Here is a 24,694-nt window from a genome sequence, read left to right on the forward strand (position 1 = left end):
GTAGTTATCGGGTGAGTAGGATTCAGCGTACTGGAATCGCGGCGCATTTCAATCCGACCTTGGATGGCTTCCCCATACTGCCGGAGGTGGGATCTTACCGTTGTGTAGGCGAATTCATTCACCAAGGGCAATGAAGTGCCCCCAGGAGGCTCGTTGGGCAGACCTGCGGTCTGCTTGGCGATTGAAATCCCGCCCACAAGGTTGCCGTCTCTCAAGCATTCAGTAGCCGCAGATAGAACGCCAGCTCCGCCTCCAGCGCGTGGGACAGGTTGGCGGCCTTTCGAAAGCCGTGACGCTCTTCGGGATAGACATGGCACTCCACCTGCCGTCCGGCCGCTTGCAGCGCCGCGACCATGCTGGCGGTCTGCTCCGGAACCACCACCGCGTCCTGTCCGCCCTGGAAGAAGATTACTGGCGCACCGATCTCGCCCGCCCGTAACACCGGCGTACGCTGCCGGTAGCGCTCAGCGTCCTGTTCAGGATCGCCGATCAGCCAATCCAGGTAATCGGCCTCGAACTTGTGAGTCTTCTGGCGCAATACCAGTGGGTCGCTCACACCGTAGTAGCTGGCGCCGCCTCGGAAAGGTGTTTCCCCGACCAATGCCAGCAGCGTGGTAAAGCCACCAGCGCTGGAGCCCCGAATGAAAGCCCTGTCGCGATCCACCAGCCCCTGGCTGGAAAGATGGGCCAGCAGCGCCTTCGCGTCATCGACATCCAGCTCGCCCCAGCCATTTGCCAGGCGCTGCCGGTAGGCGCGGCCATAGCCGCTGCTGCCGCGGTAATCCAGGTCTGCCACGGCAAAACCACGCTGGGTCCAGAACTGGATGCGCGGATCGAGCACCGGCTGGCAGGCGGAAGTGGGCCCGCCGTGGCAGAACACCAGCAACGGCGGGAGCTGACTTCCTGGAGGTTGGAAGTGCTCGTTGCACGGCGGATAGAAGAATGCATGGGCCCACTCCCCCGCCGCTGCGGCAAACCGCAGCGGCTGCGGGCGGGAAATACCCGCGGCCGGCAATCCCGAACCTCCGCCAGCCAGGACCTGCCGCGAACCACTTGCGCGGTCGATAGCCAACACGGCACTGGCGCTCTGAGACCCGGCGGCGATGCAGTAGTAGTGCCTGTCATCCGCCGCCAACTGACGGAAACGGCTGTAGTCGGGCACCAATGGCAGGCCATCGCCGGCGGCCAGATAACCCTGCCCATCGACCAGCCAGCTCCGCAACCCAACATCTGGCAAATAGCTGCAGGCGCCCAGCTGCCATGGTGCCGGCGCATGGTCCGCCAACACCGCGGGCATTGCCCGGAAGCCGTGGGCGTCGAGCCGCCACGGCTGCCACCAGCCATTACGGTCACTCAGGCAGTAGAGACGGCCTTCGTCATCGAAGCGTGGCTGCTGCAGGGACTCACCGCCTTCCCCCCCAGCGAGCGTTTCAACCATGCCCCAACCATTGTCCTGGCGGCGGCGCAGGCAAAGCCGCGTTTCCGTCCAGGGTTGCGCTGGGCGACTCCACTCGATCCACGCGAGGGACTGGCCGTCCGGGCTGATGCGCGGGGCAGCGTAAAAATCAGCGCCCTCGGCCAATACCTGACGCGAGCCTGCCAGGCTGATCTCCACCAGGCGATGCGTCCCCTGCTCTTCCTCCACCGCCAGCACTGAATGGCCTGATGGCTGGAGGTCGCCGTAGCGGCGCCGGGGATCGACAGTCAAGCCGCGCGGCAGAGCAGACAATGACTGGAAATAGAGCTGCTGGTCGGATTCGTTGACGAATGCAACGCCCTCGTCGAACAGGCAAAACGCACCGCCGCCGTACTCATAAACCCGGCTACGCAGGGAGAAGCCGTCTGGCGTCAGGCAACGTGCTGTCCCACCCTGCCAGCGCCACAGGGTAGTGCGGCCATCGGCGGGGTCGAACAGGCTCCAGAACAGGCCGGCCACGCCACAGCGCAGTTCGGCGAAATCGCGGCTTGCCGCTACCGCGTTCTCAGCGCTCCAGTCGCTGTCCCAAAAACCAAAGGGGCGAATCTCAGCCGCGGCAGATGATCTTGGAGGTGCGCTCATTGCGATAGGTCAGTTGCTCCAGGGTGCGAGGAGCATGCTCCGCTTCTTCCCGGGCCGCCAGTATCTGGCCGTGGTGTGCCGACTTGGCGCAGACCGGGTCGGCGTTGCTGGCGTCGCCGGTGAGCAGGAAGGCCTGGCAGCGGCAACCGCCGAAGTCCTTTTCCTTCTCGTCGCAGGAGCGGCACGGCTCGGGCATCCAGTCATAGCCACGGAAACGGTTGAAACCGAAGGACTCGTACCAGATATGCCTGAGATCGTGCTCCTTCACGTTGGGGAACTGCACCGGCAACTGGCGGGCGCTGTGGCACGGCAGCGCGGTGCCGTCCGGGGTGATGTCGAGGAACAGGCTGCCCCAGCCGTTCATGCAGGCCTTGGGGCGTTCCTCGTAGTAGTCCGGGGTGACGAAGATCAGCTTGCACGGGTGCTTCTCGGCGGCGAGCTTGTCCCGGTACTCATTGGTGATGCGCTCGGCCCGTTCCAGCTGGGCGCGGGTCGGCAGCAACCCGGCGCGGTTCAGCTCGGCCCAGCCGTAGAACTGGCAGGTGGCGAGTTCGACGAAGTCCGCCTCCAGCTCCAGGCACAGTTCGATGATCCGCTCGATGCTGTCGATGTTGTGCCGGTGGGTGACGAAGTTCAGCACCATCGGGTAGCCCTGGGCCTTCACCGCGCGGGCCATCGCCAGCTTCTGCGTAAAGGCCTTGCGCGAGCCGGCCAAGAGGTTGTTCACCTCCTCGTCGGCGGCCTGGAAGCTGACCTGGATATGGTCCAGCCCGGCGTCCTTGAAGGCGGCAATGCGCGCCTCAGTGAGGCCGATGCCGGAGGTGATCAGGTTGGTGTAGTAGCCCAGCTCCCGCGCGGCGTGGATCAACTCTTCCAGGTCCTGGCGCACCAGCGGCTCGCCGCCGGAGAAGCCGAGTTGCGCCGCGCCCAGCTCACGGCCCTGGCGGAACACCTCGATCCACTGGGCCGTCGTCAGCTCTTCGCCCTGCTGGGCGAAGTCCAGCGGATTGGAGCAGTACGGGCACTGCAAGGGGCAGCGGTAGGTCAGCTCGGCCAGCAGCCAGAACGGCGGCCCCGGCTGGGTTTCAGGCTTCGAGTTGCAACCAGAACTGGGCATGAGCCACCTCGATGAACGCCAGAATGTCTTCGTTCAGGCCGGGAACATCAGGGAAACGGCGACGCAGATCAAAGATGATCTGCGCCACCGATCGCTGACCATCCACCAGGCGCAGGATTTCCCCCGCGCTCTCATTCAGTCGCACCATCCCTTCGGGATAGAGCAACACATGGCAGCCCTGGGTCGGCTCCCATTGCAGACGGAAGCCACGACGCAGGTTGGGCACCTGCTTCAGGTCGAAGTCGCTCATAGGGCAATCCCCCGATGCCAGACCCGCTCACGGGTCACCGTGTGGTAAGGCGGACGGTCCAGTTCGTAGGCCATGCTCATCGCATCGAGCATGCTCCAGAGCACGTCCAGCTTGAATTGCAGGATCTCCAGCATGCGTTGCTGAGCCTCCCAGGTGCGGTAGTGCTCGAGGGTGATGCGCAGGCCGTGCTCGACGTCGCGGCGCGCCTCCTTCAGGCGCTTGCGGAAGTAGTCGTAGCCGCTGGCGTCGATCCACGGATAATGCTGCGGCCAGCTGTCCAGCCGCGACTGGTGGATCTGCGGGGCGAACAGCTCGGTCAGCGAACTGCTGGCCGCTTCCTGCCAGCTCGCGCGACGGGCGAAATTCACATAGGCATCCACCGCGAAACGCACTCCCGGCAACACCAGCTCCTGGGACAGCACCTGCTCGCGGTCGAGGCCCACCGCCTCGGCCAGGCGCAGCCAGGCCTCGATGCCGCCTTCCTCGCCGGGCGCGCCATCGTGGTCCTGGATGCGCTGGATCCATTCGCGGCGGGTATCGCGGTCCGGGCAGTTGGCCAGGATGGCGGCGTCCTTCAGCGGGATGCACACCTGGTAGTAGAAGCGGTTGGCCACCCAGCCCTGGATCTGCTCGCGGCTCGCACGGCCTTCATACATGGCGCGGTGGTACGGGTGGTGGATGTGGTAGCAGTCACCCTTGGCGCGCAGGGCCTGCTCGAATTCGGCGGGAGTCATGGCGGTCTGGCTCATGCTCGATGTCCTCGTAGGGTGCGCCGTGCGCACCGTAATTGGTTCGTGGTGCGCACGGCGCACCCTACAGCTCGATGCCCATGCCGTCCCAGGCCACTTCGATGCCGTGGCGGCCCAGTTCAGCGCGCTCGCGGGAATCGACGTCGAGGATCGGGTTGGTGTTGTTGATGTGAATGAGCACCTTGCGCGGGCCCGAAATGCCGTCGAGCACCTCGATCATCCCGCCCGGGCCGCTCTGTGGCAGGTGGCCCATCTCGCTGCCGAGCTTGTCGCCGACCTCGCAATGGCGCATTTCGTCGTCACGCCACAGCGTGCCGTCGACCAGCAGGCAGTCGGCGCGGCGCATCCAGCCGAGCAGTGTCTCATCCACCTGGCCCAGGCCCGGGGCGTAGAACAGGCTGCCGCCGCTCGCCAGGTCCTCGATGAACAGGCCGATGTTGTCGCCCGGATGCGGGTTGCCGCGATGCGGCGAGTACGGCGGCGCACTGCTGCGCAGGGGGATGGCGGTGAACTTCAGGCCGGCGCAGGTGGGAATCTCGAACACCGGACTGGCCAGGTCGATGGGGTGCCACGCCAGCCCGCCGTTCCAGTGCTGGAGCATGTTGAACAGCGGGAAGCCGCTGGTCAGGTCCTGGTGGACCATCTCAGTGCACCAGACCGGGTGCGGACAGCCCTCGCGCAAGCTGAGCAGGCCAGTGACGTGATCGATCTGGCTGTCCATCAGGATGATCGCGGCGATGCCGGTGTCGCGCACGCGGCGGGCCGGTTGCAGTGGCGGGAAGGCCTCTAGCTGGGCACGGATATCCGGCGAGGCGTTGCACAGCACCCAGTCGACGCCATTGGCGCTGAGGGCGATGGAGGACTGGCTGCGCGGCTGCGCCCGGACCTTGCCGCTGCGTACGCCGGCGCAGTTGTGGCAGTTGCAGTTCCACTGGGGGAAACCGCCACCGGCGGCCGAGCCGAGAATCTGGATGTGCATGGGATTAGCCCTGGCGGGGGCCCCGGCTGGGCCGGGGCGATGCGGATCAGCGGTTGGCGAAGTACAGGGTCACTTCGAAACCAATGCGCAGATCGGTGAAGGCGGGTTTAGTCCACATGGAGTAATCCTCTTGTTATGCCGCCGGAGGATTCCGGCAAGGCCAGTTAACCACCGGCCCAGAGGGGCCCGAATGGTACTTTCGGAGGAGATTTACTCGTGATTTGGTAGGGGCCGGTTGGGCATCCACAAAGGATCACGCCAACCAATGTGCCTTGAAAAAAAGAAAACGCGGCCGAAACCGCGTTGCGACAAAGCCCTGTCGGGCATTGGATGTGGGGGCGCTCTTTCCCGCAGACAGGACGGCGTCGCCTAAGGGGATTGTGGCGCCCAAACCGGCGCGCCACGGGTTCGACAAGGGTGCATCAGACTCAGAAGAAGCCCAGCGGATTGATGTCGTAGCTCACCAGCAGGTTCTTGGTCTGCTGGTAGTGGTCGAGCATCATCTTGTGGGTTTCACGGCCAACGCCGGACTTCTTGTAGCCACCGAACGCGGCGTGTGCCGGGTACAGGTGGTAGCAGTTGGTCCACACGCGGCCCGCTTTGATGCCACGGCCCATGCGATAGGCGCGGTTGATGTCGCGGGTCCAGAGACCGGCACCCAGGCCGAACTCGGTGTCGTTGGCGATCGCCAGGGCTTCGGCTTCGTCTTTGAAGGTGGTGACGCCCACCACCGGGCCGAAGATTTCCTCCTGGAACACGCGCATCTTGTTGTGGCCTTTCAGCAAGGTCGGCTGGATGTAGTAGCCGCTGGCGAGGCCGCCTTCGAGCTTCTCGGCAGCCCCACCGGCCAACAGCTCGGCACCTTCCTGCTGGGCGATGTCGAGGTAGGAGAGGATCTTCTCGAACTGCTGTTGCGAAGCCTGGGCGCCGACCATGGTGTCGGTGTCCAGCGGGTTGCCACGCTTGATGGCTTTGACCTTCTTCATCACCTCGGCCATGAACGTCGGGTAGATGGATTCCTGCACCAGGGCGCGGGACGGGCAGGTGCAGACTTCACCCTGGTTGAAGAAGGCCAGGACCAGGCCTTCGGCGGCCTTTTCGATGAAGGCCGGCTCGGCCTGCATGATGTCTTCGAAGTAGATGTTCGGGCTCTTGCCACCCAGCTCCACGGTGGAGGGGATGATGTTCTCGGCGGCGCACTTGAGGATGTGCGAACCCACCGGGGTGGAGCCGGTGAAGGCGATCTTGGCGATGCGCTTGCTGGTGGCCAGCGCTTCGCCCGCTTCCCTGCCGAAGCCTTGCACCACGTTGAGTACACCGGCCGGCAGCAGGTCGCCGATGAGTTCCATCAGCACCATGATCGACAGCGGGGTCTGCTCGGCGGGTTTCAGTACCACGCAGTTGCCGGCGGCCAGGGCCGGGGCCAGCTTCCAGGCGGCCATCAGCAGCGGGAAGTTCCACGGGATGATCTGGCCGACCACGCCCAGCGGTTCGTGGAAGTGGTAGGCGGCCGTGTGTTCGTTGATCTCGGCAGCGGATCCTTCCTGGGCGCGGATGCAGCCAGCGAAGTAGCGGAAGTGATCGGCGGCCAGCGGCACGTCGGCATTCAGGGTTTCACGCACGGCCTTGCCATTGTCCCAGGTTTCGGTGACGGCCAGGACTTCCAGGTTCTGCTCGATACGGTCGGCGATTTTCAGCAGGATCAGGGCGCGATCCTGGACCGAGGTGCGGCCCCAGGCATCGGCGGCGGCATGGGCGGCGTCCAGTGCTTTCTCGACGTCGGCGGCAGTGGAACGGGGGAATTCGGCAATCACCTCGCCGTTCACGGGCGAGGTGTTGGTGAAGTATTCACCACCCACCGGTGCGACGAACTCGCCGCCGATGTAGTTGCCATAGCGAGGCTTGAAGGTGATGACGGCGCCGGGAGTGCCTGGTTGTGCATAGATCATGGCGATGCTCTCTCTGGTCGGGACCCGCCCGGCCGGGCAGGTTGTGGACCGATCTTAGTCAGCCGACACCACCCCCCGGTATGCGCACATGGGACAGAGACCCTCCTCATTTGGTAGTAGATTGCGGGCGCTCAGGCCCGCGCCAGAGCCTCTCTTATCGCCGTCGGAGTTGCGGCCGCCTGTTCCGGCCTATACCCCAGGCGCAACCCACCCCAGTGCCGTTCCCGGACGATGATCGGCACCGAGAGATCGTGCATCAGTTCCCCGGTATCGCGGGTGTAGGTCTGCAGCAGCAGCGGCTGTTGGTGGCTCCCACAGCGCAGGCCGGTGCGGTCGTTGAACATGCGTTTACTGCGACTGCACGCCATGTCCTGCTCCGGATCGCCGCAAGGTGCCTGGCTGAAGGCTTTGTTGTGGGTCGGCACGTAGCCTTCCTGGGTGCAGGCGATGGCGAAGACCAGCCCCTCATGTTGCGTGAGCAGCGATTCCTGGATATCCGGCAGGACCTGGTCGGTGTAGCGGTCGAAACGCGAGCTGTACTTCTGCGGATAGGTTCCGGGCACCACCTGGAAGCGGCGGTCGAAGAGATCGTCGAGGCTGATGCGCCCTTCCTGCACGTCCCGCTCGAAGCGCGCAGCGATGGCACTGGCACCTTCGCGGGCCAGGTCGTAGATGCGCTGGTGATAGTCATCCAGTCCCACTTCCGCCAGTCGCTCGCTGATGGTCTCGGCCTGTCCCTCCAGCTGGCTGGCCGCCCCGGCCAGGCGGCGAGTCTGTTCATCACTGTCACCGAGGTCACGGCGCATCTGCCCCACTGCCTCGAACAGCCCGGCGAGCTGGTCACGGTTGGTACGGGCACCATGGGCGATCTGGTCCACCTGCCCTTCCACCGCTGCGGCCAGACCGGCGATCTTCTCCAACTGGCGGCCAGTCAGCTCGACCTGGCCGACACCGGCCTCCAGGTCGCTGGAGAGTTGCTGGATCTGCTCGACCACCAATGAGGTCTGCCGCTGGATGTCGGCCACCATCTGCCCCACTTCACCGGTAGCACTGGCCGTACGCCCGGCCAGACCACGTACCTCGTCTGCCACCACGGCGAAGCCACGACCATGCTCGCCAGCTCGTGCCGCCTCGATGGCAGCGTTCAGCGCCAGCAGGTTGGTCTGGCTGGCGATGGACTGGATGACCTGGGCCACCTGCTGGATCTCCTCGCTGCGCTGGCTGAGCGTGGCAATCAACTCGCGGCTGGCGCCGGCCCTGAGACTCAGTTGCTGCATGAGTTCGATCGCCTGCCGCAGCACTTCGCGCCCCTCATCGCCGCTCTGGCGCACATCGTGGGCAGCAGCGAACGCCTGCTGGCTGAGTTCGGACGTAGCCGCCTCGGTGGAGATCATCACCTCGGCGCTGCCGACGATACGTTCGGCAGCCTGCAATTGAGACTTGAGGCGTTCGGCCAGACGATCCACCGACCAGGCCACGCCGGCGGCGGACAGCGCGTTGTGGCTGGTGCTGCGGGAAAGGTCGCGGGTCAGCCGGGAAAGGTCGGCCCCCTCCTCCACCTTTGTCGGCGCCTGGAGCCTTTGGCGGAACAGCCAGGGAAGCGGCACCAGAACCAGAATGCCCAGCCAGGGCGGCAGGCCAGCCAGGGTAACGACGCCAGCGATAGAGAGGATCAGGAAACTGTGGATCAGGCAGTTGCGCATCGCTTGTCCCTTTGTTGTTTCCGGGTATTAAGCGGCGAATTGCTATCTGGCGACATGGTTCCTTGGTCGTAGTACCAAGGGGAACAACGGCCATAACCGCATCGCGGTGCCCATGGTGCCCCCTACGGCCAGGTCCAGGTGGGTGCGCTGCGCGCACCGTTCATGTCGTCCCGGAAAGAAAAGGCCCGCCGGAGCGGGCCTTGTTGCGCATCAGCGCTTGGCTACGACATCTGCCTTGGGCAGCTTGAAGGTCCAGAGCATGCCGCCCTGGTTCAGGTCCTTGATGCGTTTGGCCACCTCGCCACCCCAGAGCGGCACCGCGCCACCCCAGCCGGACAGCACGGAGACGTACTGCTCACCGTCCATTTCCCAGGTGATGGGCGAACCGATCACGCCGGAACCGGTGTTGAACTCATAGAGCTTCTTGCCGGTCTTGGCGTCGAAGGCCATCAGGTAGCCCTCGGGGTTGCCGGTGAACACCAGGTTGCCCTTGGTCGCCAGCACACCGCCCCAGAGCGGCGCATAGTTCTTGTAGCGCCAGACTTCCTTGCCGGATTTGGGATCGATGGCACGCAGCACGCCGATGTAATCCTCGTTCAGCGGCTTGATGGTGAAACCGGCGCCCAGGTAGGCCGCGCCCTTCTTGTAGGAGATGTTCTCGTTCCACATGTCCATGCCCCACTCGTTGGACGGCACGTAGAACAGGCCGGTGTCCTGGCTGTAAGCCATGGGCATCCAGTTCTTGCCCCCCAGGAAGGACGGCGCGACGAACACCGAACTACCGTGCTTACCGTCACCGCCCGGCGCGCCGGGGCGTTTGGCGTCGTCGTAGATCGGACGGCCTTCCTTGTCCAGGCCCTTGGCCCAGGTGACGGTGTCAACGAACGGGAAGCCACGGATGAACTTGCCGTTGGTGCGATCCAGAACGTAGAAGAAGCCGTTGCGGTCGGCGGTGGCTGCCGCTTTCACGGTCGTGCCGCCATCCTTGTAGTCGAAGGACACCAGTTCGTTGACGCCGTCGAAGTCCCAGCCGTCGTGCGGCGTGGTCTGGAAGTGCCACTTGATGGAACCGTCTTCCGGATTCAGGGCGAGGCGCGAAGAGGAATACAGGTTGTCCCCCGGACGCAGGTGGGAGTTCCAGGGCGAGGGGTTGCCGGTACCGATCAGCAGGGTGTCGGTGTCCGGGTCGTAGTAGCCGCCCAGCCAGGGCGCGGCACCGCCGGTCTTCCACAGGTCGCCGGGCCAGGTCTTGCCGGGCTGGCCACCGGAGATACCGTTCTCCACCTGCTTGCCATCCTTGTAGACATAACCCATGTGGCCTTCTACGGTCGGACGGGTCCAGAGCAGCTCACCATTCTTCGGGTTGTAGGCCTCGATCTTGCCCACCACGCCGAACTCGCCACCGGCGACGCCGGTGATCAGCTTGCCTTTCACCACCAGCGGTGCGGCAGAGATGGAGTAGCCGGCCTTGTAGTCGGCCACGGTCTTGCGCCAGACCACCTTGCCAGTGTCCTTGTTCAGTGCCACCAACTTGGCGTCGAGCGTGCCGAAGATCACCAGGTCGTCGTACAGGGCGACGCCGCGGTTGATGACGTCACAGCAGGGCATGATGCCGTCAGGCAGGCGGGCATCGTATTGCCAGAGTTTCTTGCCGGTGCGGGCGTCGACGGCGAAGACCCGCGAGTAGGAACCGGTGACGTACATCACGCCATCCTTGACCAGCGGCTGGGCCTGTTGGCCACGCTGCTTCTCACCGCCGAAGGACAGTGCCCATACCGGGCGCAGTTGCTGCACGTTTTCGCTGTTGAGAGCTTCCAGAGTGCTGTAGCGCTGACCTTGCAGGCCCAGACCGTTGGTCACCACCTGATCGGTGGATTTGGCGTCATCGAGGATGTCCTTGTCGGTGACACCGGCCAACGCCAGGCTGCTGGACAGCACCAGCGCGACACCGAGCAGCGTCAGGGCAAAAGGCGGTTTGAGTGTGGCGAGCTTCATTGACGGCTACCTCTGCGGGCTTGTTGTTGTGATCCGGGAAAATTTCCCGGTCTGCCGCAAATTCTTGGTTTGCCGCGCCAGACCAACAATTGGACGCAGTGCTGATTTTCCTACTCCGTTGGTAGCAATACCGCCAATCCCCCGCATACTTCAGCTGCCGATTGTGCTGCGGCGCCTACCACTGGCAGACTGCCGCCCCTGCTTCGCACTCCAACGTCCCGGGACCTATGCAAGTCTTCAGTGATCGTCAACTGCTCCTGGCCAGCTGGGCCATCGTTCTCCTCGGCCTGCTACTGGTACTGCCTTTCCGGCTCCTGCCGTCCCTCCTGTCCGGGCTGCTGGTCTATGAACTGGTAATCAGCCTCGCGCCCCGCCTGCAACCGGTGATTCCCGGCGGTCGCCGCGCCCGTTGGCTGGCGGTGGCATTGCTCGGCACGCTGGTGGTGAGTCTGTTATCGCTGTTCTTCGTGTGGATCGCCGGCGTGGTGATGCAGGAGGTGCACAACCCCGGCCAGCTGCTGGAGAAATTCATCACCCTCACCGAACAGGCACGCGCACAGCTGCCGGCGTCCGTCGAGAACTACCTGCCGGCCAGCGCCGATGACCTGCGCCGCGAACTGATGGATTGGCTGCGCGCCCACGTCGGGCAGCTGCAGTTGCTGGGCAAGGGGGCGGCGCACACCTTCGTGACCATGCTGATCGGCATGATCCTCGGCGCCATCATTGCGTTGCAGCCCATCCCCAACTTCGAGACCTTGCGTCCGCTCAGCCGCGTGCTGCTGGAGCGCATGGCCCTCCTGGTCACCGCCTTCCGCAACATCGTCTTCGCGCAGATCAAGATTTCCCTGGTCAACACCACCCTCACTGGCATTTTCCTTGCGGTGGTGCTGCCGCTGATGGACATCCATATGCCACTGACCAAGGTCCTGATCCTGCTGACCTTCCTGCTCGGACTCCTGCCGGTGATCGGCAACCTGATGTCCAACACCCTGATCTTCATCGCCGGGTTCTCGGTGTCGCTCTGGGTGGCAGTCGGCGCGCTGGGTTATCTGATCGCCATCCACAAGCTTGAATACTTCCTCAACGCCCGCATCGTCGGCGGGCAGATCAGTGCCAAGGCTTGGGAACTGCTGCTGGCGATGCTTGCGTTCGAGGCGATCTTCGGCTTGCAGGGACTGGTGGCGGCGCCGATCTACTACGCCTACCTGAAGAGCGAACTGAAGCACGCGGAGCTGGTTTAACCCTCCGCAAGTTGCGCTGCGCGCACGGAACCCCTTGCGCAAGACCTCTGGTGCGCCATGCGCACCGGCCTCCTTCATTCCGTCGCGCTATCCACCCTCGGCATCCGCGCCAGTTCGTACTTCGGGTACAGATGGCTGACCGTGCGGATCAGCTCGTAGCGGCTCAGGTTCACCGAGGCGAAACGCTGGGGAATCGGTGAGCGGATCACTTCGTTCATGTTCTCCCCCTTCCCTGCCGCCTCCTTCAGCAAGCCATCCAGCCAGCCCAGATAGTCACGCATCTGTTCGAATGGCGCCTTGTCATGGCTGACGGGCCCGTGGCCGGGCACCAAGGTTTTCCAGGGTAGCGACTGCAGTGTGGCGATATCCGCAAGCCAGGCATCCAGCCCTGGACTATTGGGTGTGGTCAGGGCGCGCTGGTAGAACACCAGGTCGCCGGCGAACAGCACGCCGGTGCGTTCATCCAGCACGGCGAGGTCGGCGCCGGTGTGACCACGCAAGGCCAGCAATCTCAGCCTGTGGCCGCCGACTTCACGCACACTGGGTTCCAGCGTTTCAGTCGGCAGGACAACTTCAGTGCCGCGCATCCAGTCGCCGACCAGGCGGTACATGTTCTCCGCCATCGCGTTGCCCTGCTCGTCCAGCAGCTTGCGGGCACCGGCCAGCGCGGCGATGGGGACATCCGTGAATGCCTGGTTGCCCAGCACATGATCCGGGTGATGATGGGTCAGGAGCACCAGGGCCACGGGCTGGTCCGTTACCTGTGTGATCACGCGGCGCATGGCCTCGCCATAGGCCCTCGATGGCCCGGTGTCGATCACCACGACGCCCGCATCGGTAACGATGAAGCCGGTGTTGACGATGTTGCCGCCGTTGGCCTTGTCGAAGTTGCCGGTGCTGCCTTCCAGCAGCCAGGTGTCCTCGGCGATCTGCCTGGGACTGAGGGCATAGTCCTGGCCAGCCTGGGCGGTGCAGACGATGCAGGCCAGCAGAAAAACGATCAAGCGCATGATCTCTCCCTAGAAGCTGGCCTCGAACTCGTTGCCATTGTTGTCCCGCAGCCACAGCCGTGCTTGCTCATCCTCCTGCACTTCCAGGCTGATGGTCGGGTTCTCGCTGACCGCCGGAAACAGTTCCAGGTTGGCCAGCACCTTGCCCCTGACGTCACGCAATTCGACCTGGTTGATGAAGAACTCGGGGATGCCGCCGACCAGGCCGTTGTCCATCGGGTGGTCGATGCGCATGCGCAGGCGACTGCTGTCGCCAAGGAGGAAGCGGCCAGCGTGGACCTGGCCGAGCCGATCCTCCCAGCCGGCCTGGGCACGCACTACGCTGGGTGCCGTGCAGCCGCCACCCGCCGCGTCGACATGGGTGGAGCCGATGTGCCAGAGGCCGTCACGGGTGAGTACGGCGGCGCGGATGGGCGTGGCCTGCTGGACGCGGATGCGAATGGCCAGCGCAGGTTCCACCCGCCCACCGGGCTGGAATACGAATATCTGCGGAATCGGATTGAGTTCGGCCCAGGCCATGATTTTCACCACCTGTCCGGCAAAGGCACGTGCGTCGACCTGGATCGGTACCTGGCGCGAGTCCTCGGCGAAGGGTGGCGCTTCAAGCACCACCTTCGGGTCGTGAACGAATGGTTGGCCACCCAGGAGGCGCTGGTGGAAGTAGTCCCACATGACCGACTCCACCGGATCCTGACCAGCCCCCCAGAGTGGCGCGCTGGTCCCGAGCAACCCCAACAACAGCAACGAACGCCTGTGCATCCCGCACCTCCGGCTATTGAACGTCCTGATAGAACCCCGGTAGCTCGTAATGCAGGCCGTATGAGGCATAGAGCTTGTCCATGCGACCGTCGCGCACCATGCCATCGAGGGTTTCCTCCAGGGCATTGGCCAGTTGGCGATTGCTTTCGTGCACCGCCATGCCGATGTCCCATTCGGGTTGGCCGAGGTTGGGATAGGTGTTGTCGGCATTGCGGATCTGCGGGTCGTGGGCCTCGTGCTGCAGCCAGTCCAGCTCCCCACGCAGAGCCATCACGGCATCCACCTCGCCCTTGCGCATTCCTTCGAAGGCCGCAGCCGTTCCCGGGAAGTGATGGGTGTTGCGCGCCAGACGCCCGGCGAACACCGAGGTGAGATAGAAGGACGGCACGCTTTCCAACTCGACGCCGATGGGATGGAACTGGAACACGCCGATAGTTGGCACTTCCGGCAGTCGACGACTGTCATAGGCAACCTGCCAGCGCTCACGCTGATAGGGGCCGAACATTACTACCTGCTCGTTGGCCAGCTCGCCCACATCGTTGCGCTTTTGCGAGTAATCGCGGTCGTAGGGCACTCGCAGCATCACATCGGCGAGCACACCTGGACGCATGTAGTGCCCCTTCCAGACAAAATTGCGCAGGTCATCGTCGAGCCTTTCTCCCGGGGTGACCCAGAGCAGTTCCAGCTTCAGTCCAAGCCCCTCCGCAAGGGCATTGGCAAGGTCGATATCAACCCCGCGCGCCTGGTCGCCATCCTTGAAGCTGTAGGGCGCGAAGTTCTCGTAGACGGCCACCCGCAGCACACCCGAGTCGACAATGTCGTCATAGGGGCGTACCTGTGCCTGCACCAGGGGCAAGCACAGCAGCCAGCACAACAGAACCAGCAGGCGCATGGCGATTACTCGTCCACGTGCACGCTTTCCAGGTAGGTGCGGATGGCCCAGAGGGCTTCCTGGCTGAGGAAGTCGGCCATCTTCGGCATGTACACCGCGCCGTCGCGCACGGCGCCGTTGATCACCCGCTCCTTGAACCACTCATCGCCGCTGGCGTCGGTTTCCAGGTAGCGCAGGTCGGGGGCGATGCCGCCGGACTTGGCTTCCAGGCCGTGGCAGCGGGCGCAGTTCTGGTTGTAGGCAGACGAACCGATCTCAACGGCCAGGTCGTGATTGGCATAAGGCGCGCGATAGGGGTTTTCTTCGCGCCATTCCTTGCCCAGTTCCTCCAGACCTTGGGTGTTGACTGCCTGGGGCACCACGTCGCCATGGGCCAGTACGATTCCGCTGAGGGTAAAGCCGGCCAGGAGTGCGAGGCCGCGCAGTGCGCTGTTCTTGTTCATCACGTACATCCTCATTAGCTGTGCAAGGCGGCGCCCCGGTGGGAGCGCTGTGAGGAAATGGTAAGAAGCCCCTTGCAAGCTCCCCATCCTGCTTTGGTGGCCTGGCACTCCTCCCTTGGTAGTAGTGCGAGCGGAGGCCGGTGAAGAAATTTCCACGCAAAGGTCGATAACGCAGGCGCCAGCGAGCTGGCGAACCACAAAAAGCGATTCGCCAGCTCGCTGGTACTTATGCGATTGGAAAGCAGGTCGGCCTTTCAGTTGGCCCGGGAGCAAGAGGTCGAGATGGAGAGGGTCAGGTCCAGCGAATGAGGGGTGTGCCGGGAGGGGACGCTTGCGGCCCTGGCCAGCTCGAATTCGAGCAGGCAGCAGACGACCAGGAGCGGTAAAAGAAGATGTTTGATAGCAGCCATGACGGAATCCTCTTGCCGGTTCCCCTGCGAGTCAGACTAGGGCCATGAGCCCCGCGCGGCCTTACTACCTTGGTAGCGCCGGATCACTACCTTGTGTGGTCGCAGGCGCCCTGCCCCTTTGTCGCAATGCCTTGGCAGGTATCGGCAGCGGCTTTGGCAGCAGTGCCAAATCATGGCCGCAGCGGGAAGTTTTCCCGGCAAGCGCGGGAGCTTTTCCGTATCAAGGTGACGACGCGAATCCCACCATTCGAGACGCCGGGCCAGCAGATGGCCCCGTATCCATCGACTATGGGAATCGCAACCATGACAACAAGATCGCTACCCTTACCTGCCAGCCGGCTTTCGACCGCCATCCGCTGCCTCTTGCTGGTGGGAGGCCTGGCCGCTGCCGGCGGCGCCCTCGCCAAGGCCGTCACCTGGGACGACATCGCCAACGACCATCAGACCACCAGCGACGTGCTGCAGTACGGCCTGGGCACCAACGCCCAACGCTGGAGCCCTCTGGCCCAGGTGAACGCAGACAACGTGTTCAAGCTGGCGCCCGCCTGGTCCTTCTCCTTCGGCGACGAGAAGCAACGCGGCCAGGAATCCCAGGCGATCGTCAGTGACGGGGTGATCTACGTCACGGCCTCCTATTCCCGCGTCTTCGCCCTCGACGCCAAGACCGGCCACCGCCTGTGGACCTACAACCACCGCCTGCCCGACGACATTCGTCCCTGCTGCGACGTGGTCAACCGTGGCGCCGCCATCTACAGCGACAAGATCTTCTTCGGCACCCTGGATGCCCGCGTGGTCGCACTCGACAAGAAGACCGGCAAGGTGGTCTGGAACAAGAAGTTCGGCGAGCACGGGGCCGGCTACACCATGACCGGTGCGCCGACGATCGTGAAAGACCAGAAGAGCGGACGCGTGCTGCTGATCCACGGCAGCTCAGGCGACGAGTTCGGCGTGGTCGGCCAACTCTACGCACGCGATCCGGACAGCGGCGAAGAGGTGTGGGTGCGTCCTTTCGTCGAAGGCCACATGGGGCGCTTGAACGGCAAGGACAGCACCCCCACCGGTGACATCAAGGCACCGTCCTGGCCGGACGACAAGAATCATCCCTCCGGCAAGAAGGAAGCCTGGAGCCATGGCGGCGGCGCTCCCTGGCAGAGCGCGAGCTTCGATCCGCAGACCAACACCATCATCGTTGGTGCCGGCAACCCGGCGCCCTGGAACGGCTGGGCACGCACCGCCGACGGCGGCGCCCCGAAGGACTTCGACAGCCTCTACACCTCCGGCCAGGTCGGCGTGGACCCGAGCACCGGCGAAGTGAAATGGTTCTACCAGCACACGCCCAACGATGCCTGGGACTTCTCCGGCAACAATGAACTGGTGCTGTTCGACTACAAGGGCGAGGACGGTAAAACCGTCAAGGCCACCGCCCACGCCGACCGCAATGGCTTCTTCTATGTGGTCGACCGCAGCAACGGCAAGCTGCAGAACGCCTTCCCCTTCGTCGACAACATCACCTGGGCCAGCCACATCGACCTGAAAACCGGCCGTCCGGTGGAGAACCCCGGCCAGCGCCCGCCATTGCCGGAGCCCGGCCAGAAGCACGGCAAGGCGGTGGAAGTCTCGCCCCCTTTCCTGGGTGGCAAGAACTGGAACCCCATGGCCTACAGCCAGGACACCGGCCTGTTCTACGTACCGGCCAACCACTGGAAGGAGGACTACTGGACCGAAGAGGTCGCCTACAAGAAAGGCTCGGCGTATCTCGGCCAGGGTTTCCGCATCAAGCGCATGTATGACGACCATGTCGGCATCCTGCGTGCGATGAACCCCTCCACCGGCAAGATCGTGTGGGAGCACAAGGAGCGCTTGCCGCTCTGGGCCGGCGTGCTGGCCACCAAGGGCAACCTGGTGTTCACCGGCACTGGCGACGGTTTCCTCAAGGCCTTCGACGCCAAGAACGGCAATGAGCTGTGGAAGTTCCAGACCGGCAGCGGCATCGTTTCCCCGCCCATCACCTGGGAACAGGACGGCGAGCAGTACATCGGTGTGACCGTGGGCTACGGCGGTGCGGTTCCGCTTTGGGGTGGCGACATGGCCGACCTGACCAAGCCCGTGGCCCAGGGCGGCTCCTTCTGGGTGTTCAAGCTGCCGAGCTGGGACAAGACCGCACAACGCTGAGTGACGGACCGGGGCCATGGGCCCCGGTTTCCTTTCCCGACCTGAACGGAAAACTGCCATGAACAACCTGCACCTGTTCCTCCCTCTTGCCCTGCTGGTCGCCGGCAGCGTCGCGTTGGCCGACGACGACGACCTGGTCATCAACGGCTGCCGCATCGTCCCGGAAAGCCGCTGCCCGGGGGCCGACCTGCGCGGCGCCAACCTGTCCAACCAGGACATGAGCAAGATGGACCTGTCAGGCGCCAACCTTGAGGGCGCCGACCTGCGCCACGTCCGGCTGGACCTGGCCAACCTGGAAAAAGCCCACCTGGCTGGCGCCAATCTGACCCGCGCCAGCCTGCAACAGACCAACCTGCGCCTGGCCGACCTTTCGGGCAGTCGCATGGTGGCCGTCCAGGGCTGGGGCATGTTCGCCCAGGCCGCCGAATTCAGGGGTGCCGACCTTTCCGCCGCCTATCTGGAATTCGCCCGTTTCTCCGGAGCGAAGATGCATCAGGTGAGACTCCAGGCCGCCGACCTGGAAATGGCCTGGCTGAGCAAGGCCGATCTCAAGGGCGCCGACCTGCGCGACGCCAACCTGCAGGAAGCCAAGATAGGCGAAGCCAACCTGGAAAATGCAGATCTCACCGGTGCACGCAGGCACTACGCGACGTTCCAGGCCACCAGCATGGAAGGCTGCAAGGGTTGCCCGAGCGGCTGGGACTGAGCATCGGTGTGCATGGCCCACCCTACTAGGGCGGCGTTGAGCCGCGGGTGTGCCATGAGCACCCTACTCCGACATACCGAATGGGACGCGCTGTTGCGCTAAACCGTCGCCACCCGCAACACCCCGGTGTCGATCGCCAGGTGCACCAGCTCTGCCTGGGACTCCACCTGCAACTTGCTCTTCAACAGGGTCAGGTAGTTGGAAACAGTCTTGCCACTGATGCACAGGCGCTCGGCGATCTCGCGGGCCGGGACGCCACGGGCGAGCATGACGAAAATCTCGAATTCGCGTTGGGTGATGCCACGCAGGCGTGGGTCGTCGGTTTGCTGGCAGGCCAGTTGAGTCGCCAGCGGTTGCTCGATGTAGGGATACCCCGCGACGATGCGGCGCACGGCTTCCAGCAACACTTCCGGCGGCGAGCTCTTGGTGATGTAACCCGCCGCGCCAGTGTCCAGCGCCTGACGCACCAGGGGCAGCTCGTCATGCATGCTGAAGAACAGCACGCGCAACTGCGGCAGGCGCTGACGCAGGCGGCGGGTGGTCTCCAGGCCGCTGATACCAGGCAGGCCGACATCGATGATGACCAGGTTGGGAATTTCCTCCTGCACTTTCTGCAACGCGTCTTCACCGCTGCCCGCTTCGCTGACGCTCACTTCCGGCAATAACGCGCAGAGCAACGCCGCATAGCCCTGGCGCACCACCGCGTGGTCGTCCACCAGCAGGATTTTCATGGTCCTGACTCCTCCAGAGGAATGTTGAGGCACAGCACCAGGCCGGCGCCGGGGCGCGTCAATAGCCTGAGTTCACCGCCCAGGCAACGAGCCCGCTCGCGCATCGAGCGCAAGCCGATACCGCCGCCGCCGAGGCTCTCGGCACCACGACCGTCATCCCGCACGACCAGACGCAGGCGCCGCTGTCCGGTACGCAGGCGGATTCGCACTTCGCTGGCACCGGCATGTCGCACGACGTTGGTCAGGGCCTCCTGCAACAGGCGATAGAGATGGGCCTTGGCTTCACCCGAGAGTGCCGGCAGGTCGTCGGCCAGCTGCATGCGGCAGGAAATGCCGTGGGCCTCTTGCCATTGCTGGCCAAGCAATCGAATCGCCTCGGCCAGTTCCAGGCGCTCCAGCACCACGGGATAAAGATCGCGCACCAGGGCGCGGAAGCCATCCTGCAGATGCTGGCAGTTGTTCTCCAGGGCCTGCGCGGTGCGATTAACCACCGGCAACTGCCCCGTGACGCTACGCAGCAGGAAGAGCTGCGCACGGATACCCGCGAGGTACTGACCGAGGTCGTCGTGCAATGCCTGGGCGAGCTGGCGGCGTTCGCGCTCCTGCAGTGCCAGCAGCGCCTGGGTGAGTTCAGCGTTCTCCACCTTGACCCGTTCCAGGCAGGCTGCCATCTGGTTGAAGTGGCCGGCCAACCGCTGGGATTCGGCTGAAGAATGCGCGGGAAGGCGTGCTTGCAGGTCCCCACGGGATACTTGCTGCAGGGCACCAAGCAGCTCATCCAGCACCCGCAGGCCACGTCGCACCGCCCAGCGGATGGCCCACAGGCTCAAGCAAAGCGCGATGGCGAACAGCACCAGCAGTTGCTGCAGGGAGTCGCGAATCTCGTCCACTTCGTCACGCGGGTCGACACTGATCCGCACGCGGCTGCCATCCACCAGGCTCAGGACATCGCCGCTGGCTTCAGCCGCCGGATACAGCCAATGGGCCAGCCAGCGCTGCAGTGGCCCGGGCGCGGGTTCGGCGGACGGCTGGTCAAGGCGATGCACGCGCACGTGGCGCAGATTGCCGGTGAGGTGCGGCTGGAGCGCGGCGGGATCGCGCCGGGCGGAGTCACGCAGGTATTCCACCACGGCCTCGGCCGCCATCAGTTCACGGCGTACGTCCTGCCCGGCCTGGCGCAGCAACAGCGCCAGGCAGGCCCCCCCCACCAGCACGAAGAACAGAGTGACCAGCAGGTTGATGCGCCAGAGCGCGGACATCGCGGCTCACTCATCCAACCAGATGACCGGCAACACCGGTGCGCCGCCCTGGTAATGGAAATCGGAGGACCCTTCGCGGTCGAAACCGAGCAGGCTGAGGATCAGCAGCAACGGCAACAGCAGGTGCTTGAGGATGCGCATGGACGGCTTCCTTCAGGTTTTTGTGTGGCCATCCTAGGGCCTAATCGCCGGCCGATTTCTACTACCTTGGTACCGCACGACCGGTACTTTCTTCATATTTCCCAGGCTCCGTCTCGTTCCTATGCTGGCTCCACGTTCAAAGGAGCCATGAAATGCGTCAGTACCTGCTCCACGGCCTGACCTACTTGCTGGCACTGTCCAGCGCCGCCCTTCTCGCCACCGAAGTCCGCGCCGACGAAGGTCTGGAGGTTCGCATCGGCTACCTGGCCTGGACACCGGATCGCGGCCCCTTGCTGTCCAACGTGATACCCGAACCGGAAGACACCGGGCTGCGCGGAGCCGAACTGGCGATAACCGACAGCAACAGCACCGGTCGCTTCCTCGAACAGCGCTACTCACTGAGCACTGTGCGCACGGCTACCCCCAATGAGTTGTTGGCCAAGGCTCACGAACTGCACGAGCAGGGTCTGCGGCTGTTCGTGGTCAACGCCCCGGCGGAGCAGCTGCTGCAACTGGCCGATGCCTTCCCCGATAGCCTGCTGTTCAACGCAGGTAGCACCAGTGACGAACTGCGGGGCGAACAGTGTCGCGCCAATCTGCTGCACAGCCTGCCCAACCGCGCGATGCTGGCCGACGCCCTGGCCCAGTTCCTCGCCAGCCGCCGCTGGCAGCGCTGGCTGCTGGTGACCGGCCAGGAACCGGACGACCTCGCCTACGCCGCCGCCATCCGCCGCGCCGCTGGGCGTTTCGGCGCGAAAATAGTCGAAGAGAAACCCTGGACCTTCGATAACGACCAGCGCCGCAGCGCCCAGGCGGAGATGCCGCTTTTCACCCAGACCAGCGAATACGATGTGGTACTGGTGGCAGACGAGCGCGGCGATTTCGGCGAGTACCTGCCCTACAACACCTGGTATCCGCGCCCGGTGGCCGGCACTCAGGGGCTGACGCCCACCGGTTGGCACAAGACAGTGGAAACCTACGGCGCCGCACAGTTGCAGAAGCGTTTTGAAGCGCTGGCCGGGCGCTGGATGAACGACCGCGATTTCGCTGCCTGGATCGCCGTGCGAAGCATCGCCAGCGCCGTGACCCGCCTGAAGAGCGCCGACGCTCAAGGCATCCGCACCCTGGCACTGTCCGCCGACCTGCCGCTGGACGGCTTCAAGGGCCGCAAGCTGAGCTACCGCGACTGGGACGGCCAGTTGCGCCAGCCCATTCCCCTGGTGCATCCCCGCTCCCTGGTCAGCACCTCGCCCCAGGAGGGTTTCCTGCACCCGGTAAGCGAGCTGGACAGCCTCGGCTTCGACCGTCCCGAAAGCACCTGCCGCCAGTTCGCCGCAGCGCACTGACCACAACAAGAAGGAAACTCGCCATGCCCGCTCCCCTTGCCGCTGCCATAGGCTCAGCACTACTGCTGCTCGCCGGCCAGGCCCTGGCCGCCACCGCCTACGTTTCCAACGAAAAGGACAACAACATCAGCGTGATCGACCTGGACAGCCTCGAGGTCACCGGGAGCCTGGCGGTCGGCAAGCGTCCCCGAGGGCTGCTGCTGTCCGGCGACAACAAGCTGCTGTACATCTGCGCCAGCGATTCCGACACGGTGCAGGTGATGGACCTGGCCACCCGCCAGATCATCAAGGAGCTTCCCTCCGGCGCCGACCCTGAGCAGTTCGCCCTGCACCCCAATGACCGCTGGCTGTACATCTCCAACGAAGACGACGCCCTGGTCACCGTGGTCGACACCCAGAGCGACCAGGTACTGGCGCAGATCGACGTGGGCGTAGAGCCCGAAGGCATGGCGGTAAGCCCGGATGGCAAATGGGCGATCAACACCAGCGAAACCACCAATATGCTGCACTGGATCGACACATCCACCCAGAAGCTGATCGACAACACCCTGGTGGACCAGCGTCCGCGCCATGTGGAATTCAGCCATGACGGCAAGCAACTCTGGGCCTCGGCCGAGATCGGCGGCACGGTCACGGTGGTGGACGTCGCCAGCCGCAAGGTGCAGAAGGTGCTCAAGTTCCAGATCAAGGGCGTGCATCCGGACAAGGTGCAGCCGGTAGGGATGAAGCTGACCCGCGACGGCAAGTACGCCTTCGTTGCGCTGGGGCCGGCCAACCACATCGCAGTGGTCGATACCAGCACCTATGAAATCCTCGACTACCTGCTGGTGGGGCGCCGTGTCTGGCACCTGGCGTTCACTCCGGACGAGAAGCGCCTGCTGGCCACCAATGGCATCAGCGGCGACGTCTCGGTGATCGATGTCGACAGCCTCAAGGTGACCAGGTCGATCAAGGTCGGCCGTTACCCCTGGGGCGTGGTGGTGACACCGTGAACGCGCTTGATCTGGTCGACGTGTCCTTTGCCTACGGCCCGCGCCGAGCCCTGGACAGTGTCGGGTTCCATCTGGAATCGGGCAGCTTCACCGCCCTGCTCGGTCCCAATGGCGCGGGCAAATCCACCCTGATCGCACTGCTCACTCGACTCTACGACCTGCGCCAGGGTGAGATTCGCGTCTGCGGCCACTCGCTGCGGCAGGAGCCGCGCAAAGCCCTTGCACGACTCGGGGTGGTGTTCCAGCAGAGCACGCTGGACTTGGACCTCAGCGTTGAACAAAACCTGCGTTACCACGCCGCCCTGCACGGCTTGCCCGGCAAGCTGGCCACGGAGCGTATCGAGCGGGAGCTGGAACGCCAGCAGTTGGGACCGCGTCGGCACGACAGTGTGCGCCTGCTCAATGGAGGTCACCGGCGGCGAGTGGAGATCGCCCGTGCGCTGCTCCACGAGCCTCGCCTGTTGCTTCTCGACGAAGCCAGCGCCGGCCTCGACCCGGCCAGCCGCGACGGGCTCAACAAGCATGTTCGCCAGCTTTGTCGGGAACAAGGCGTCGCCGTGCTCTGGACCACCCATCTGCTGGACGAAATCCAGCCCGATGATCGTCTGCTCCTGCTCAATCAAGGGCGGATCGTAGCCAATGACAACGCGGCCAGCCTGAGCGCCGGACACGAAGGCGGCCTGGCCGCGACGTACGAGCGGTTGACGGCATGAGGCCCCTGTCGGACCTGCTCGGTGCGCACGGCGTACCCTACGCGAAGCACTTGGCCGTAGAACCCGCGCGGAAACCTCGGTGCGCGCAGCGCACCCTACGCCAGAAGCCCGCCACCATTACGGAGCCCTTCCCATGCTGACCGCCTACTGGAATTGCCTGCGCGGAATCCTGCTGCGCGAGTGGCTGCGCTTCGTGCTGCAGCGCACCCGTTTCCTCAGCGCCCTGGTGCGCCCACTGCTGTGGCTCCTGGTGTTCGCTGCCGGTTTTCGCGCCGCCCTGGGCATCGCCATCATCGATCCCTACGACACCTACATCACCTATGAAACCTACATAGTTCCGGGGCTGGCCTGCATGATCCTGCTGTTCAACGGCATGCAGGGTTCGCTGTCGATGGTCTACGACCGCGAGATGGGCAGCATGCGTCTGCTGCTCACCAGCCCCCTGCCCCGTCCCTTCCTCCTGGCGTCACGCTTGCTGGCCACTTCGCTGGTCTCGCTGCTGCAGGTCTACGCGTTCCTCGCCATCGCCTGGCTCTACGGTGTACAACCGCCGGCCTTCGGTCTGCTCGCGGCGCTGCCGGCGCTGCTGCTGGCGGCGTTGCTGCTCAGCGCGCTGGGGCTGCTGCTCTCCAACGGCATTCGCCAGCTGGAGAACTTCGCCGGCGTGATGAACTTCGTGATCTTCCCGCTGTTCTTCCTGTCTTCGGCGCTCTATCCGCTTTGGAAGATGCGCGAGGCCAGCGAATGGCTGTACTGGCTCTGCGCACTCAACCCCTTCAGCCACGCCGTCGAGATGGTGCGTTTCGCCCTCTACGAGCGCTTCAACACATTGGCGGTCGCCATCTGCCTGACCCTGACGCTGGTCTTCGCCGTGGCCGCGCTGCTGAGCTTCAACCCCCAGCATGCAGCCCTGCGCAAGGCCGGCTAGCTGCGCTGCCAGGGAGCACTGTAACGCTCGGGAAACACTGGAGTTTTCGTTGTGTCCCGGCGGATTGAAATGCACGCACTTAGCCATAAAGAAACTGAGAAAGCGCAAGATGCGCCGGTAGCGCTGCTGTCGACGAAGGCCAACCTTTCC

At 64.3% G+C, this 24,694-nt stretch carries 23 protein-coding genes; 7 read left to right on the forward strand and 16 right to left on the reverse strand.

What is annotated here, in order from left to right; translation table 11 throughout:
- Positions 1-211: 211 nt before the first annotated feature.
- The 9 genes from SA496_RS12280 to SA496_RS12320 form a co-directional block, all read right to left on the reverse strand.
- The gene (locus SA496_RS12280) at positions 212-2,059 is read right to left on the reverse strand and encodes a S9 family peptidase (protein WP_120650974.1); all 1,848 of its coding nucleotides are present in this window, start codon (positions 2,057-2,059) and stop codon (positions 212-214) included.
- Positions 2,025-3,176, reverse strand: a complete 1,152-nt coding sequence (gene pqqE / locus SA496_RS12285) for a pyrroloquinoline quinone biosynthesis protein PqqE (protein ID WP_120650973.1) — start codon at positions 3,174-3,176, stop codon at positions 2,025-2,027. The genes SA496_RS12280 and pqqE overlap by 35 nt, the downstream gene beginning before the upstream one ends.
- Positions 3,145-3,426 (reverse strand): pyrroloquinoline quinone biosynthesis peptide chaperone PqqD, encoded by a 282-nt coding sequence (pqqD, locus tag SA496_RS12290; protein ID WP_120650972.1) that lies wholly within the window; start codon positions 3,424-3,426, stop codon positions 3,145-3,147. The genes pqqE and pqqD overlap by 32 nt, the downstream gene beginning before the upstream one ends.
- Positions 3,423-4,175, reverse strand: a complete 753-nt coding sequence (gene pqqC / locus SA496_RS12295) for a pyrroloquinoline-quinone synthase PqqC (RefSeq protein ID WP_330115492.1) — start codon at positions 4,173-4,175, stop codon at positions 3,423-3,425. The genes pqqD and pqqC overlap by 4 nt, the downstream gene beginning before the upstream one ends.
- Positions 4,176-4,239: 64 nt before the next feature.
- Positions 4,240-5,154 carry a pyrroloquinoline quinone biosynthesis protein PqqB gene (pqqB, locus tag SA496_RS12300; RefSeq protein ID WP_330115493.1) on the reverse strand — a complete coding sequence of 305 codons (915 nt, stop codon included), beginning with the start codon at positions 5,152-5,154 and terminating at the stop codon, positions 4,240-4,242.
- A gap of 46 nt (positions 5,155-5,200) precedes the next feature.
- A complete protein-coding gene (gene pqqA, locus SA496_RS12305) occupies positions 5,201-5,272 on the reverse strand; it encodes a pyrroloquinoline quinone precursor peptide PqqA (RefSeq protein WP_072432761.1) in 72 nt (23 codons plus the stop codon).
- Between the two features lie 310 nt (positions 5,273-5,582).
- Positions 5,583-7,103 (reverse strand): acetaldehyde dehydrogenase ExaC, encoded by a 1,521-nt coding sequence (gene exaC, locus SA496_RS12310; RefSeq protein ID WP_120650969.1) that lies wholly within the window; start codon positions 7,101-7,103, stop codon positions 5,583-5,585.
- A gap of 131 nt (positions 7,104-7,234) precedes the next feature.
- Positions 7,235-8,806, reverse strand: coding sequence for a methyl-accepting chemotaxis protein (locus SA496_RS12315; protein ID WP_330115494.1), 1,572 nt, complete (start codon positions 8,804-8,806; stop codon positions 7,235-7,237).
- A gap of 210 nt (positions 8,807-9,016) precedes the next feature.
- Entirely contained in the window at positions 9,017-10,801 is a 1,785-nt protein-coding gene (locus SA496_RS12320; protein ID WP_120650967.1) for a methanol/ethanol family PQQ-dependent dehydrogenase, read from the reverse strand.
- Positions 10,802-11,028: 227 nt separating this feature from the next.
- Here SA496_RS12320 and SA496_RS12325 point away from each other — a divergent pair, with 227 nt between their 5' ends.
- Entirely contained in the window at positions 11,029-12,042 is a 1,014-nt protein-coding gene (locus SA496_RS12325; protein WP_120650966.1) for an AI-2E family transporter, read from the forward strand.
- Positions 12,043-12,116: 74 nt separating this feature from the next.
- Here SA496_RS12325 and SA496_RS12330 read toward each other — a convergent pair whose 3' ends face one another.
- From SA496_RS12330 to pedF, 4 genes are read right to left on the reverse strand one after another with little or no spacing between them, the layout of a single operon-like run.
- A complete protein-coding gene (locus tag SA496_RS12330) occupies positions 12,117-13,052 on the reverse strand; it encodes a quinoprotein relay system zinc metallohydrolase 1 (protein ID WP_153919701.1) in 936 nt (311 codons plus the stop codon).
- Positions 13,053-13,061: 9 nt separating this feature from the next.
- Positions 13,062-13,811, reverse strand: a complete 750-nt coding sequence (locus tag SA496_RS12335; protein ID WP_280358427.1) for a quinoprotein dehydrogenase-associated SoxYZ-like carrier — start codon at positions 13,809-13,811, stop codon at positions 13,062-13,064.
- A 13-nt stretch (positions 13,812-13,824) separates the two neighbouring features.
- Positions 13,825-14,703, reverse strand: coding sequence for a substrate-binding periplasmic protein (locus SA496_RS12340; protein ID WP_153919695.1), 879 nt, complete (start codon positions 14,701-14,703; stop codon positions 13,825-13,827).
- A 5-nt stretch (positions 14,704-14,708) separates the two neighbouring features.
- Entirely contained in the window at positions 14,709-15,146 is a 438-nt protein-coding gene (gene pedF / locus SA496_RS12345) for a cytochrome c-550 PedF (protein ID WP_120650962.1), read from the reverse strand.
- Between the two features lie 713 nt (positions 15,147-15,859).
- Here pedF and exaA point away from each other — a divergent pair.
- Together exaA and SA496_RS12355 are read left to right on the forward strand one after the other, a co-directional pair.
- Complete coding sequence (exaA, locus tag SA496_RS12350; RefSeq protein WP_330115495.1) at positions 15,860-17,728, forward strand: quinoprotein ethanol dehydrogenase; 1,869 nt, start codon at positions 15,860-15,862, stop codon at positions 17,726-17,728.
- Positions 17,729-17,786: 58 nt separating this feature from the next.
- Entirely contained in the window at positions 17,787-18,434 is a 648-nt protein-coding gene (locus tag SA496_RS12355) for a pentapeptide repeat-containing protein (protein WP_330115496.1), read from the forward strand.
- 98 nt (positions 18,435-18,532) lie between these two features.
- On the opposite strand, the gene SA496_RS12360 is transcribed toward SA496_RS12355, so the two are convergent.
- The 3 genes from SA496_RS12360 to SA496_RS12370 are packed head-to-tail and all read right to left on the reverse strand — an operon-like array spanning position 18,533 to position 20,565.
- On the reverse strand, positions 18,533-19,165 hold the full coding sequence (locus tag SA496_RS12360) for a response regulator transcription factor (protein ID WP_120650959.1): 633 nt from the start codon (positions 19,163-19,165) through the stop codon (positions 18,533-18,535).
- On the reverse strand, positions 19,162-20,424 hold the full coding sequence (locus SA496_RS12365; RefSeq protein ID WP_280358432.1) for a HAMP domain-containing sensor histidine kinase: 1,263 nt from the start codon (positions 20,422-20,424) through the stop codon (positions 19,162-19,164). Before SA496_RS12365 ends, SA496_RS12360 begins: the two co-directional genes overlap by 4 nt.
- Before the next feature lie 6 nt (positions 20,425-20,430).
- Entirely contained in the window at positions 20,431-20,565 is a 135-nt protein-coding gene (locus SA496_RS12370) for a hypothetical protein (RefSeq protein ID WP_256660951.1), read from the reverse strand.
- A gap of 152 nt (positions 20,566-20,717) precedes the next feature.
- Between SA496_RS12370 and SA496_RS12375 the strand changes: the two genes are divergently transcribed.
- From SA496_RS12375 to SA496_RS12390, 4 genes are all read left to right on the forward strand, one after another.
- Positions 20,718-21,911, forward strand: coding sequence for an ABC transporter substrate-binding protein (locus SA496_RS12375; protein WP_330115497.1), 1,194 nt, complete (start codon positions 20,718-20,720; stop codon positions 21,909-21,911).
- Positions 21,912-21,934: 23 nt separating this feature from the next.
- A complete protein-coding gene (locus SA496_RS12380) occupies positions 21,935-22,903 on the forward strand; it encodes a YVTN family beta-propeller repeat protein (RefSeq protein WP_330115498.1) in 969 nt (322 codons plus the stop codon).
- Positions 22,900-23,616 carry an ABC transporter ATP-binding protein gene (locus SA496_RS12385; RefSeq protein WP_120650955.1) on the forward strand — a complete coding sequence of 239 codons (717 nt, stop codon included), beginning with the start codon at positions 22,900-22,902 and terminating at the stop codon, positions 23,614-23,616. Before SA496_RS12380 ends, SA496_RS12385 begins: the two co-directional genes overlap by 4 nt.
- A 136-nt stretch (positions 23,617-23,752) precedes the next feature.
- Complete coding sequence (locus SA496_RS12390) at positions 23,753-24,544, forward strand: ABC transporter permease (protein WP_330115637.1); 792 nt, start codon at positions 23,753-23,755, stop codon at positions 24,542-24,544.
- The last annotated feature ends 150 nt before the right edge of the window (positions 24,545-24,694 follow it).

Source organism: Pseudomonas sp. JS3066 (assembly GCF_036328175.1).
In the GTDB taxonomy this organism is placed as follows: domain Bacteria; phylum Pseudomonadota; class Gammaproteobacteria; order Pseudomonadales; family Pseudomonadaceae; genus Metapseudomonas.